Annotated in this window: 9 protein-coding genes; 4 read left to right on the plus strand and 5 right to left on the minus strand. The window is 64.7% G+C overall.

From position 1 onward, the window contains the following. The first annotated feature begins 37 nt into the window (after positions 1-37). Positions 38-1225, plus strand: coding sequence for a PepSY-associated TM helix domain-containing protein (locus tag ACO550_RS10550; protein ID WP_315592683.1), 1188 nt, complete (start codon positions 38-40; stop codon positions 1223-1225). A gap of 17 nt (positions 1226-1242) precedes the next feature. Here the strand turns inward: ACO550_RS10550 and panC are convergent, their stop codons facing one another. The 3 genes from panC to ACO550_RS10565 form a co-directional block, all read right to left on the minus strand. Then, positions 1243-2085 carry a pantoate--beta-alanine ligase gene (gene panC, locus ACO550_RS10555; protein WP_315592682.1) on the minus strand — a complete coding sequence of 281 codons (843 nt, stop codon included), beginning with the start codon at positions 2083-2085 and terminating at the stop codon, positions 1243-1245. A 168-nt stretch (positions 2086-2253) separates the two neighbouring features. After that, positions 2254-3162, minus strand: a complete 909-nt coding sequence (locus ACO550_RS10560) for a segregation/condensation protein A (protein WP_315592681.1) — start codon at positions 3160-3162, stop codon at positions 2254-2256. 26 nt (positions 3163-3188) lie between these two features. Next, a complete protein-coding gene (locus ACO550_RS10565) occupies positions 3189-3380 on the minus strand; it encodes a DUF3460 family protein (RefSeq protein ID WP_315592680.1) in 192 nt (63 codons plus the stop codon). 173 nt (positions 3381-3553) lie between these two features. Between ACO550_RS10565 and ACO550_RS10570 the strand changes: the two genes are divergently transcribed. The 3 genes from ACO550_RS10570 to bamE all read left to right on the plus strand — a co-directional run bounded on the left by ACO550_RS10570 (position 3554) and on the right by bamE (position 10208). Continuing rightward, a complete protein-coding gene (locus ACO550_RS10570; protein WP_315592679.1) occupies positions 3554-5446 on the plus strand; it encodes a BamA/TamA family outer membrane protein in 1893 nt (630 codons plus the stop codon). Next, complete coding sequence (locus ACO550_RS10575) at positions 5446-9594, plus strand: translocation/assembly module TamB domain-containing protein (protein ID WP_315592678.1); 4149 nt, start codon at positions 5446-5448, stop codon at positions 9592-9594. The genes ACO550_RS10570 and ACO550_RS10575 overlap by 1 nt, the downstream gene beginning before the upstream one ends. Before the next feature lie 65 nt (positions 9595-9659). Continuing rightward, positions 9660-10208, plus strand: a complete 549-nt coding sequence (gene bamE / locus ACO550_RS10580) for an outer membrane protein assembly factor BamE domain-containing protein (RefSeq protein WP_315592742.1) — start codon at positions 9660-9662, stop codon at positions 10206-10208. Here the strand turns inward: bamE and ACO550_RS10585 are convergent. Continuing rightward, positions 10205-10453 (minus strand): hypothetical protein, encoded by a 249-nt coding sequence (locus tag ACO550_RS10585; RefSeq protein WP_315592677.1) that lies wholly within the window; start codon positions 10451-10453, stop codon positions 10205-10207. The two genes, bamE and ACO550_RS10585, sit on opposite strands and share 4 nt — an antisense overlap. Before the next feature lie 154 nt (positions 10454-10607). After that, positions 10608-12674 (minus strand): methionine--tRNA ligase, encoded by a 2067-nt coding sequence (gene metG, locus ACO550_RS10590; RefSeq protein ID WP_315592676.1) that lies wholly within the window; start codon positions 12672-12674, stop codon positions 10608-10610. Positions 12675-12961 lie beyond the last annotated feature (287 nt).

Genomic DNA, 12961 nt, shown 5'->3' on the forward strand with positions numbered 1-12961 from the left:
CCGTATGCGCCGCGTCTCTTAATAAAAAGTCTCCCGCATGGTCTCCGGTCGTCTCCGCACCATTCTCGTCAAGCTCCATCTCTATATCGGGCTGGTCTTCGGCCTGCTGTTCGTCATGATGGGCCTGACCGGCACCGTGATCTCGTGGCGCGATGAAATCGACACGTGGCTCAATCCCGACCTGTTGCAGGCCACTTCGGCCACGCGCATCCCGGTGGGCGCCGCCACGGTCGAGTCGGTGACGGCCAAGCTGATGGCCGATCCGCAGTATGGCAAGCCCAACCTGCTGATGTTGCCGACCGATGAGCACGACGTGTTCATTGCCTATTACCCGATCCAGGGCCCGCAGGCCATGCCCGGCCGCTCTCGGCAGGTGATGATCGACCCGATCACGCTGGCCGTGAAGGGAGAGCGTCTGTTTGGCGTGCCCGGCGTCTCGCGCCAGCAAATCATGCCGACCATCTTTCACCTGCATCGCTACCTGCTGTCTGGCGATACGGGCAAGACCATCACTGGCGTGACCGGGATGATGCTGTTCTTTACCGTGCTGATGGGCGTGGTGCTGTGGTGGCCCAAGCTCAAGCTGCGCGCGCTGAAGCAGTCGGTGCGGATCACGCATGGGGGATCGTGGTCGCGCTTCATCTACACCTTCCATCGTGCGGGCGGCATCTTCGTGGCGCCGGTTCTGGCCACCATCGCATTTTCGGGGTGGTATCTGAACCTGCCGAAATGGGTCACGCCGATCATCAGTACGGTGATGACGGTCAGCCCGCCCGCCAAGCACCAGTCAGAAACACCGCCGGCGGGTACCCATGCCATTACGCCGGCCCAGGCGATGACGGCCGCGCAGCAGCAGTTTCCCGGTGCGCAGGTGACGCGCATCAGCCTGCCGCGCAAGCCCGGCGACGCCTATGAAATCCGCTTGCGACAGGAGGGCGAAGTCCGGGCCGACAGCGGTGCTACAAGGTTGTGGCTGGACGCCTATACCGGCCGCCCACTCGGCGTGCGCGATCCGCGCGATGCGCCATCGGGCGATACCTTTATCAACTGGCTGTTCCCGCTGCATACGGGTGAGGCGTTTGGCGTGTACGGCCGTGCGTTCATCACCGTGTTCGGATTGATCCCGCTGGCCTTCGCGGTCACCGGCGTGCTGATCTGGTGGAAACGCCGCAGCGGCCATCGGCGGCATCTGGAACGCGAAAAGGCGCGCCTGAAGCGCGCCTGAACTGAACCCTTGCCCGCTCAGATTTCCAGATTGTCGATCAGTCGCGTGTTGCCGAGCTTGGCCGCTGTCAGTACCACCAACGGCTCGCCGGCCGCGAATTCTTCGCGGGTCGGGGGCTGCAGGTTGTCGCGCTTGCGGATCGAAACATAGTCGGGCTGCCAGCCGCGTGCCTGCAGGCGTGCCAGCGCATCGGCCTCGACCGCCAGCAGGTCCACATTGCCATTGCCCAGCACGGTGTCGCGCACCTCATGCAACGTCTTGTAGAGGATCGGCGCTTCGGCACGCTCGGCTTCGGCAAGGTAGCGGTTGCGCGACGACAGCGCCAGGCCGTCCTCGGCGCGCACGGTCTCGGCCGGAATGATGTCCACCGGCAGTGCGAACTGCTTGGCCATGCGGCGCACGATCATCAGTTGCTGGTAGTCCTTCTTGCCGAACACGGCGACGCGCGGTTGCACGCAGCAGAACAGCTTCATCACCACCGTGCACACGCCCTTGAAGAACCCGGGGCGGAATTCGCCTTCGAGGATGTCGCCGAGGTCATGCGGCGGTTCCACGCGATATTCCTGCGGTACCGGGTACATGTCGCGCTCGGTCGGCGCAAACAGCACGTACACGCCTTCGCTCTGCAGTTTCTCGATGTCATCCTGCAGCGTGCGCGGGTACTTGTCGAAATCCTCGTTCGGGCCGAACTGCAGCCGGTTGACGAAGATCGACGCCACCACGGGGTCGCCATGCTGGCGCGCCAGCCGCATCAGCGACAGGTGGCCTTCATGCAGGTTGCCCATGGTAGGGACGAACGCCACGCGATTCTGGCCGCGCAACTGGTCCCGCAACTCCTGGATGGAGGAAATGACTTTCATGAATGTGGTGTGCGGTCGTGGTAGGAGCGTCCCGGCTGCCGTGATTCGGGATGGCGCCGGATGCGCCGGACTCTATGAACGTCGATGGGCCGGCTGTCGGCGGATTGTAGAGCATCCGCGCCGGTTCGGGCCTGATCGGCCCGGGAAGTGTCCCGCCAGGCGGAAGGATCAGGCTGGCGTGTACGCCAATCGCACATAAACCGGTGCGAAAGGCTCGGCCTGGGTGATCTCGACCAGCGATTCGCGCGCCAGTTCGAGCATGGCGATAAAGTTCACCACCACCACGGGCACGCCCTTGCCCGAGCGGATCGCGTCCTCGAACAGTTCGCTGAACTCCATGAACCGGGCATGTTGCAGCCGGCGCAGGATCTGGCTCATATGCTCGCGCACGGACAGTTCCTCGCGCGAGATCTTGTGGTGCTGGTTCAGCTTGGCGCGTTTGAGCACGTCGGCCCAGGCCGATTGCAGGTCCAGCGTTTCCACATCGGGGAAGCGCGGCGCCAGGCTTTGTTCGATGAACACCTGCGAGCGCAGGAAGTCCCGGCCCAGTTGCGGCACGGTGTCCAGCCGCTGCGCGGCCAGCTTCATCTGCTCGTATTCGAGCAGGCGGCGCACCAGTTCGGCGCGCGGATCCTCGGCTTCGTCATCGCTGTCGGCCTTCTTGACCGGCAGCAGCATGCGCGACTTGATTTCGATCAGCATCGCCGCCATGAGCAGGTATTCAGCCGCCAGCTCAAGGTTGGTCTTGCGGATCTGCTCGATATACAGGAGATACTGACGCGTCACCTGGGCCATCGGGATGTCCAGGACGTTGAAGTTCTGCTTGCGGATCAGGTACAGCAGCAGGTCGAGCGGGCCTTCGAACGCTTCCAGGAAGACTTCGAGCGCATCGGGCGGGATATACAGGTCCTGCGGCAGCTTGAACAGCGGCTCGCCGTACAGGCGCGCAAACGCCATGCCGTCGACCATATCGGCGGGATTGGCGCCGCCACCGGTCGATGGCGCCACGCTGGGCAACTCCACGGGCAGCTTCAGCTTGTCCTGCGGGTTGGACTCCAGCGGATCGCTCGAATGCATTGGATGGGTCCGGAGGCCGGGGCCGATCAGTTGTCGGACGAGTAAACGTACGGCTTCTGGGCCACGCGCGACGCGTCGGCACGTGCACGCTCGTCGAGGTCGATCGGCGTCTTGTCCCACAGCAGGTTACGGCCCTGGCGTTGTTCCGCTTCCAGCGACGGGTGCTCCTGCTTGAGCGTTTTCAGGAACTGGGTGATATCCGATTCGTACATGGCCATGGCGAAACCTATGCCCTTTGGGCGGCGTTGGGGGTAACGGGGCAGGATTTTACCGTATTGGCGAGGCGAGCTGCCGCCGGGCAGGCCGTGGATCCTGAATTTTGGCGACATGTTGGCCTTGTGCCGCCGGTGGTGTGGTCAAATAGCGACTTGATTCGGGACGACCAGCACGGATGACGATTGTTTGGGGCCAGATGGCCGGACAGATCGCCGCAGGCAAGGCGCAGCGCACCCTCACCGGTGTCGGACGACTCGCGCGCGCAGCCGGTCTGGCCCCGCTATTGGCCCCGCTGTTGACCCCACTGCTGGTCCTGCTGCTGGCCGTGCTGTGCGCGATGGCCGCGCCGGCCCACGCAGCCAAGGCAGCCTACAAGGTCGAGATCGACGCGCCCAAGGCCCTCAAGGACATCCTCGAGGAGCATCTCGACCTGTCGCGCTATACCACGCGTACCGATATTTCCGACGACCAGTTCAAGTACATGGTGGAGACCGTGGGCGACCAGGTGCGCCAGTTCGCGTCCACCGAAGGCTGGTTCGATCCGCAGACCAAGGCCACGGTGGAGGGCGAAGGTGACCAGCGCGTGGTGAAGATCACGGTCGACGCCGGTGCCCGGACCATGATCCGGCGCGTGGATGTCGACGTGACCGGCCCGGCCGCCACGCAGTCGCCCGAGCAGGTAGCAGAGATGCGCAAGAAATGGGGCCTGCCGGTCGGCAACCCGTTCCGCCAGGCAGACTGGGACAAGGCCAAGGAAGACGCGCTGGTCCAGCTGCAGAGCCACACCTACTATGGCGCGAAACTCGCTGCGTCGCGGGCGCTCGTGGAGCCCGACGAGCAGGCCGCCGATCTGTCGGCCAAATATGAAAGCGGACCGGCCTATGTACTGGGGCCGATCGAAATCGAGGGTACGCGCCGTTATCCGGAGCAGATCGTCCGCAATGTGAATCCGCTGCGCGAAGGCGAGCCGTATCGCGTGGAGCGGCTGCTGGAACTGCAGCGGGCGATCCAGAACCAGCCATATTTCTCGAACGTGCAGGTCGACCTGGAGGAGCCGCCGGCTGCCGCGTCGGCAGAGGCTGCCGCGCAGCAGCAGACCGTGACGGCTCCGGTGCGCGTGAGGGTGCGTGAATATCCGACCCACCGGCTCAGCTCCGGCGTGGGCTACACGACCGATACCGGCGCACAGGTGGAAGGGCGCTATTCGTACTACAACCTGTTCAACCGCGCCTGGGTCTTCGATTCGCAGGCCCGCATCGAGCAGAAGCGCCAGTATGCGTTCCTGGAGACGGCCATGCCGCCCGATACGCGTACCTATCGCAACAGTATCTACGGCAGCTACGAGCGCACCATCGATATCGAGAGCACCGACCTGACCAGTTGGCGCGCCGGCCTCAAGCGTTCGCGTTCGCGCGAGAAATACGACACCACGCTGTCGCTCGATTTCTACTACGACAACCTGATTCCGTATGGCCAACCGGCGCAGATTTCCAAGGCGCTGGTGCCGGCGTTCGCGTGGACGCGCCGCGACGTCGACAACCCCGTGTTCCCGCGCCGTGGCAATGTGATCAACACGCAGATCGGTGTGGCCGCCAAGGGCGTGCTCAGCGATGCCACGTTCCTGCGCATGTACGGACGCATTCGCCAGTACGTGCCGGTGGGCAACCGCGACCTGTTCGTGGCGCGGCTGGAACTGGGCGCGAACATGACGTCGAACGATCCGGCGCTGATTCCGGCTTCGCTGCGCTTCCGCGCGGGCGGCACCGATTCGATCCGCGGCTACAGCTACCAGTCGATCGGCACGCCAAGCGGGGCCAGCGTGCTGCCCGCGCGCTACCTGGGCACGGGCAGCCTCGAGTACCAGTACTGGTTCAAGCCGGACTGGGGTGCGGCAGTGTTCTGGGACATGGGCACGGCCACCAACAATCTCGACGGCATCAAGATCTATCACGGCGTGGGCGTGGGCGCGCGCTGGCGCAGCCCGGTAGGGCCGGTGCAGCTCGATATCGCCTACGGCATCCAGCAGAACCAGTTCCGTCCGCATATCTCGCTCGGGGTCGCGTTCTGATGAACATGCCCGACATGCCGCCGGTGCCGCGCGAAGATCCCAATACACCGCACGAGCCGCGCCAGCCACGCAAGCCTCGGCGCAGGATCTGGAAGGTGCTGGCCTGGCTGACAGGCGTGTTGCTGGTGCTGCTGCTGGCCATTGCCGTCACGGCAGTGATGGCCTTGCGCACCGAAGCCGGCACGCGCCAGCTGTGGAACGTGGCCACGCGGCTGGCCGGCGGCATGCTCGCGGGCCAATTCGATGGCGGGACCGTGGCCAGTGGACTGCGTCTGCACGATGTGGTGTTCGCCAGCGGCGACACGCGCGTGACCATCGACCGTATCGACGGCAAGTGGGCGATGTCGTGGTCGCCCACGCGGCTTCATGTGGAATGGCTGAAGCTGGGCAAGATCGATGCACGATTACCAGCCTCGCCGCCGAGTACCGAGCCCGCGAAGATGCCCACGTCGCTGGAGCTGCCGCTGGCGGTCGATGTCGACACACTGACGATTGGCGAGCTCTCGGTGCTGCAGGGGCCGCCGGCCACGTCGAGTCCGCTGGTGCTGTCTGACTTGTCCGGCGCGCTGCATAGCGATGGCCAGCGGCACCGCGTGGTGGTGGACAAGCTCGTCACACCGTATGGCAAGCTGCAGGCCAATGCGCAGATCGCCGGCAAGACCCCGTTCGCGCTGACCGCCGAAGCGTTGCTGGAGGGGCGCTGGAAGGAAGAAACCTACGCGGTGTCGGCCACGGCCAGCGGGTCGCTCGAGACCTTGCGTGCCGAACTCGAAGCCAATGGCGACCGCATCCGGGCGCGCGCCAATGCCGATGTGACACCGTTCGGCAAGGTGCCGTTCACGCACCTGATGGTCGACGGCGAACGCATCAACCCGCGCCTGTTCAGCCCGACCGCGCCGCAAGCCAACCTGACCGTGCATGCGGAACTGCGCCCGGTGGAAGCGGTGGCGCCGCCGCCCGAGGTGGCCAAACCGAAACCCGGTGAGTCGACCGCGAGCGCGGTCGCGGCAGCGTCGGCGGCGTCCGCATCGGCCCCGGTGCCAAAGCCCGTGGCACCCACGCCGAATCCGCTGGCGGTGGCTGGCGAAGTATCGGTGCGCAATCTCGACCCCGGGCCAATCGACAAGGAGCGCCTGCCTGTGCACAGCGTGCAGGCGCGCGTGGAGTTGAGCGAGCAGACGCAGACACTGCGCGACCTGCGCATCGCGCTGCCGGGCCGGGCTGAAGTGGTCGGCCAGGGGACCCTGCGCGAAGGACGAGGCGGGTTCGATCTCGATGTGCGGCGTCTGGACGCCGCCGCGCTGCACACGGGCCTGGTGCCGACCAACCTGTCCGGGCCAGTGATCCTGCGGCTGGAACCGGGCCGCCAGAGCGTGGCGCTGGATGTGGCTGGTGGCGAGATCAAGCTGTTTGCCGATGCGCGGATCGACGAAGATGCCGTCACGCTGGCAGCGCTGCGTGCCGGCCTGGGTAGCGGCACGCTGACCGCCGAAGGCAAGCTCGGCCTCAAGGACGACCAGGCATTCGATTTCAAGGGCAAGCTGTCCAACTTCGATCCATCGCGCCTGGCCAAGGTGGCACCGGGCCGCATCAACGCGGATTTCTCCACCCGGGGTTCGCTGGCGAAGGTGCTGCGCGTGGCGCTGGACTTCGCGCTGGGCGAAAGCGAGTACGCCGGTTTGCCGATGACCGGCAACGGCAAGGTGCGGCTTGAAGGCGAGCGGCTGTTGCCAAGCGAGGCCTCGCTGCTGATGGCGGGCAACCAGGTGAACCTGAAGGGCAGCTTCGGCGCACGCGGCGACCGGCTCAAGGTCAATGTCGACGCGCCGCAACTGGACCGGCTCAAGTTCGGCGTCGGCGGCCGCGCAAAGGTCGATGCCGAGATTACCGGCACGCTCAAACGCCCCGAGGTGGTGGGCGACTACAGCGCGCAGTCGCTGGTGATCGGCCCGCACAAGGTGGCCAGCGCCAGTGGCCATGTGGAATTGCGCGGCGGGCTTGACGGCACGCTGTCGGCCCAACTGGCCGCGCGCGACTACCAGGGGCCGCAGGCCACGATCCGCACGCTCGATGCCAACCTGAGCGGCACGCAGGCCAATCACACCTTCGATGCCAAGGCCGCCGGCACCATGCATGGCCGGCAACTGCAACTGGCCCTGTCGGGGCAGGGCGCATGGCGCGGCGACCAGGGATGGAACGGCACGATCCGCACGCTGGAAGAAAGCAGCGCGATCAAGCTGCGATTGGTCGCTCCCACACAGCTGATGGTGGCCGACCAGCACATCAAGCTGGGCCAGACCCGCCTGCAGTTCGAGCGCGCGACGATGAGCATCGATGGCCTCGACTTCGATCACGGGCGGATCCGCACGCAGGGCAATTTCAATGGCGTGGAAGTGGCCAACATCATCAAGCTGCTGGAGACGCTCACCGGCGAGACGCAGCCGGTGCGTTCCGACCTGGTGCTCGACGGGCAGTGGAACCTGAACCTTGCCGAGACCGCCACCGGGTTTGCCGAGATCCGGCGCCGCAGCGGCGACGCCTCGGTCAATGCCGGCCGTGGCTGGACCACGCTGGGCCTGAGCGAGACCGCGCTGCGCGCGGAGTTCGGCGGCAATCGCGTGACGCTGCGCGGCGGCACCACGTCCGAGCGCATTGGCAAGCTGGTGGTCGATGCCTCGGCGGGGCTGGTCAACGAGCAGGGCCTGCTGACGGTCGGGCCCGCCTCGACGCTCGGCGGTACCGTGTCGGCCGATATCCCGCGCCTGAAATCGCTGGAGGCGCTCAGCGGGCCGCAGTATGCGCTTGAAGGCAAGTTGGCGGCGTCGCTGCAGTTGGCTGGCACCGTGGGCAAACCGCTGCTGACCGGCTCGATCAATGGCAGCGGAATCGGCATCACGCTCTACGACCTGGGCATCCGCCTGACCGATGGCGTGGTGCAGGTGGTGCTCGACCAGAACACGGTGGAGCTCAAACAGGTGCACTTCCGCGGCGGCGATGGCACGTTGACCGCTACCGGTGCGGTCAAGCTCGGCGAAACCGATCCCAACCTGACCGGCCGGATCGTGGCCGACAAGCTGCAGCTGTTTGCGAGCCCCGAGCGCACCCTGATCGTGTCTGGCGAAGCGGGCATTGCCAACGAGAACAAGCAGATCGCGATTCGCGGCAAGTTCCGCGTGGATCGTGGCCTGTTCGATCTGCCCAAGGCTGGCGCGCCGGTACTGGGCGATGACGTGGTAGTGGTGCGCCGGAGCGACCAGCGCGAAGTGAAAACCGCAGCCACGCCCGTGGTGCCCGAGGCAAAGCCGGCGAGCCGCTTCAGTCCGCTGATCGATATCCTGATCGATCTGGGCGACAACTTCCGCTTTCGTGGCGCTGGCGCCGATATCCTGCTGGGCGGCCAGCTTGGCATCAAGAGCGAGCCGCTGGCACCGATGCGGGCCACCGGCACGGTACGCGTGGTCGATGGTACGTACGAGGCGTTCGGCCGCAAGCTCGACATCGAGCGCGGCATCATCAATTTCAATGGCCCGGTTGATAACCCGAACATCAATATCCGCGCATTGCGCCGCAACCAGGAGGTGGAAGCGGGCGTCGAGGTGACCGGCACGGTGCGCCTGCCGCGCGTGCGGCTGGTATCGGAGCCGAATGTACCCGACGAGGACAAGCTGTCGTGGCTGATGTTCGGCTACGGCGCCGAAAGCGCGGGATCGGGCCAGCAGCGCCAGCTCAGCGGTGGCGCGCTGGGCGGTGCGGCACTGGGCATGATCGGGGGCAAGGCGGGCAAGAACGTGGTGTCGCACTTTGGCATCGACGAATTCTCGATCGGGCCCAGTACCGCCGGCCTGAACGACCAGCAGGTGGTCAGCATTGGCAAGTCGGTGACGGACAAGATCTCGGTCGGTTACGAGCAGAGCCTGACATCGGCATCGAACGTGGTGAAGCTGACCTATGCAATCTCGCGACGCTGGTCGCTGATTGCCAAGGGCGGATCGATCAATGGCTTGTCAGTACTGTTCAACCGCCGCTTCAATAACTGGAGTACGCTGTTTTCGGGCAGTTCGAACCGGCGCACCGCCGCCGAAGCCGATGCCGCGGTGGAAGGCGCCAGCGCCCCTGCCGGGGATCCGGTCGAAGCGATCAAACGATAGGGGTGACGACACCGATGAAGCCGATGACCACATTCCATACCGCGTCGCGCAGACGCCTTGCCGCCATGGGACTGATTGCCAGCCTGCTTGCCCTGTTTGGTTGCGACCAGCAGAAAGTCGACGAAGCCATGAAAAAGGCCAAATCGGTGGCAACCGATACGTGGAACAGCGTGAAGCCCGACAGCCAGCTGTTCAAGGGCATCGAGACCGGCAAGTCCACCGAGGACGATGTACGCCGCCAGGCCGGCAAGCCCGAGATTGTCTGGGAAGAACCGGACGGCGGACGCCGGCTCGAGTATCCGCGCGGCCCGGAGGGTGCCACCACATGGATGGTGGTCACCAATGCCGATGGCACCGTGCGTTCGATCGAACAGGTGCTGACCGCCGAGAACTTCGCCAAGGTGCGGCCCGGCATGAACAAGGACCAGATCCGCCGCATGCTGGGCAAGCCCACCAAGGTGGAGGCATTCCGGCTCAAGCAGGAAGAGGTCTGGGGCTATCGCTGGTTCGAAAGCCCGACCGACCGGGCCTTCTTCAACGTGCATTTCAACAATGACGGCACCGTGACCACCACGTCGCGCAGCGACGATCCGTCGAAGCGACAGGGCGGCTAGCCTTGGCTGCGGTGCCTGTTGCCTGCCGCCGCGTGCAAGCCATGCGGATGCATCGCGCCATGGCGCGCCGATGCGGCGTGCGCGACCGCAGTGGCAACCGGTAGCGGCGCCGCGTACCAGCGTGACAGATTTACCTGGACGAATATTGCAAGGGCCGGTGCCGCCAGCAGAAAGACCACGAGGTATCTGCCGCAGCGGCAGGGCAGGCTGATGGCACAGGAAACGGCGAGCGCTATCTTGATCATCGCGTGAATCCTCCTGTCAGTTAGCAGCGCATGATTCACGCTACTGCGTACCGGTGAGCGACAGAATGGCTGTTACGCGAAACTGGAAAAATGCTTGGGGAGATTGTCGGCGATCAGAGCGATCGCCGACGACGGGAACAAAACCAGGTGAAGCTTAGCGAATCCGCATGCCCGGCACCGCGCCGCTGTGCGGTTCCAGGATATACAGGCCTGGGTTGGCCTTTTCATCGGCGGCCGAGGCGGCCAGCACCATGCCTTCGGACATGCCGAACTTCATCTTGCGCGGTGCCAGGTTGGCCACCACCACGGTCAGCTTGCCCACCAGCTGCTCCGGCGTGTAGGCCGACTGGATACCCGAGAACACGTTGCGCGTCTGGCCTTCGCCAAGATCCAGCGTCAGCTGCAGCAGCTTGTTCGAGCCTTCCACCTTGACGCACTCGACGATCTTCGCCACGCGCAGGTCTACCTTCGCGAAATCGTCGATCGTGATCGTGTCGGCGACCGGTTCGATCGCGGAGGCGCCGGCTTCGGCTGCCGCGGGAGCGGCGGCGGCCAGCGAGTCCTTGTTCGCGGCCAGCAGCGCGTCGATCTGCTTGGTATCGACACGCGTCATCAGGTGCTGGTAAGCCTGGATCGGACGATCGGCGGACAGTTGCTTGTCGATCGCGCGCCAGTCGAACGGCTCCACGTTCAGGAAGCTTTCCACGCCAGCTGCCAGGGTCGGTACCACCGGCTTCAGGAACACCGTCAGCAAGCGGAATGCCTCGAGCGAGACCGAGCAGGCCGCATGCAGCGCATCGCGCTTGCTTTCGTCGCGGGCCAGTTCCCACGGCTTGTTGGTGTCGACGAACGCGTTCACCGTGTCGGTCAGTTCCATCACCAGGCGCAGGGCCTTGCTGTACTCGCGGCCTTCATAGTACGCGGCGATCTGCGGCGCGGCCTGGCGCAGCTGTTCCAGCAGCGGGTTGGCCAGCGCGGCCTCGTTGACCTTGCCGTCGAAGCGCTTGACCAGGAAGCCGGCCGCACGGCTGGCGATGTTCACGTACTTGCCGATCAGGTCGCTGTTCACACGTGCGACAAAGTCGTCGAGGTTCAGGTCCAGGTCTTCCATGCTCGCATTGAGCTTGGCGGCAAAGTAGTAACGCAGCCATTCCGGGTTCATGCCGGTGTCGATGTAGCTCTGCGCGGTAATGAACGTGCCGCGCGACTTGCTCATCTTGGCGCCATCCACGGTCAGGAAGCCGTGCGCGAACACATTGGTCGGGGTGCGATAGCCCGAGAACCTGAGCATTGCCGGCCAGAACAGCGTGTGGAAGTACAGGATGTCCTTGCCGATGAAGTGGTATTGCTCGGCCGTGGAATGCGGACCTACCCATGCGTCGAAATCGATGCCACGCTTTTGCGCCAGGTTCTTGAAGCTTGCGTAGTAGCCGATCGGGGCGTCCAGCCAGACGTAGAAGTACTTGCCCGGGGCGCCCGGGATCTCGAAGCCGAAGTAGGGCGCGTCACGCGAGATGTCCCAGTCGGACAGCGTCGAGGCCTCGCCTTCGGCGCCAAGCCATTCCTGCATCTTGTTGCTGGCTTCAGGCTGGGCCAGGTCGGCCACCCACTCGCGCAGGAACGTTTCGCAGCGCGGATCGGACAGCTTGAAGAAAAAGTGCGTCGACGACTTGCGTACCGGCGTGGCGCCCGAGACGACCGAGTACGGGTTCTTCAGGTCGGTGGGCACATAGGTCGTGCCGCATACTTCACACGAATCGCCGTACTGGTCCTTGGCGCCGCACTTCGGGCATTCGCCCTTGATGAAGCGGTCCGGCAGGAACATGTTCTTGACCGGGTCGAAGAACTGCTCCACATCGCGCTCGGCAATCAGGTCCTGGCCTTTGAGCGACAGGTAGATCTTCTCGCAGAGCTCGCGGTTTTCTTCGGCGTCGGTGCTGTAGTAGTTGTCGAACGACACCAGGAAGCTGTCGAAATCGCGCTTGTGCTCGGTCCAGACGCGGTCGATCAGCTGCTTGGGCGTGATGCCTTCCTTCTCCGCGCGCAGCATGACCGGCGTGCCGTGGGTGTCATCGGCGCCGACGTAGTAGACCTCGTTGCCCATCATGCGCTGGAAACGCACCCAGATGTCGGTCTGGATGTACTCCACCAGATGGCCGATATGGATCTGGCCGTTGGCATACGGCAGGGCAGAGGTAACGAGGATGCGGCGTGCGGTCATGAAGTGAGCCGTTCAGAGAAGCGAGCGTGAAATGCGGGTCCGGCGGCTGCCGGACCGAGGAACCGGCTATTTTAGCAATTGCCCGGCCAGATTGCTCGGTTTGGGGTCGAACTGGCCACAATCTCGTCGAAATCGCAGTTGAGATGCGCGATGCGCAAGTGAAACGGGCAAAAAAAAGCGCCGGTTAGTCACCGGCGCAGCTTTCCACAACGGAAAAGGAGGAGAAATCAGGTACCGCCCGGGAGGTCAGCCACCCATCGCGAGCCAGCAACGGTGGCAAGCGGTAC

It is taken from the genome of Cupriavidus sp. (assembly GCF_057315035.1).

Bases quoted from the DNA above. Each gene is read 5' to 3' on its own strand.
- ACO550_RS10550 (WP_315592683.1), top strand. From the start codon at position 38: ATGGTCTCCGGTCGTCTCCGCACCATTCTCGTCAAGCTCCATCTCTAT.
- panC (WP_315592682.1), bottom strand. From the start codon at position 2,085: ATGAAAGTCATTTCCTCCATCCAGGAGTTGCGGGACCAGTTGCGCGGC.
- ACO550_RS10560 (WP_315592681.1), bottom strand. From the start codon at position 3,162: ATGCATTCGAGCGATCCGCTGGAGTCCAACCCGCAGGACAAGCTGAAG.
- ACO550_RS10565 (WP_315592680.1), bottom strand. From the start codon at position 3,380: ATGGCCATGTACGAATCGGATATCACCCAGTTCCTGAAAACGCTCAAG.
- ACO550_RS10570 (WP_315592679.1), top strand. From the start codon at position 3,554: ATGACGATTGTTTGGGGCCAGATGGCCGGACAGATCGCCGCAGGCAAG.
- ACO550_RS10575 (WP_315592678.1), top strand. From the start codon at position 5,446: ATGAACATGCCCGACATGCCGCCGGTGCCGCGCGAAGATCCCAATACA.
- bamE (WP_315592742.1), top strand. From the start codon at position 9,660: ATGGGACTGATTGCCAGCCTGCTTGCCCTGTTTGGTTGCGACCAGCAG.
- ACO550_RS10585 (WP_315592677.1), bottom strand. From the start codon at position 10,453: ATGATCAAGATAGCGCTCGCCGTTTCCTGTGCCATCAGCCTGCCCTGC.
- metG (WP_315592676.1), bottom strand. From the start codon at position 12,674: ATGACCGCACGCCGCATCCTCGTTACCTCTGCCCTGCCGTATGCCAAC.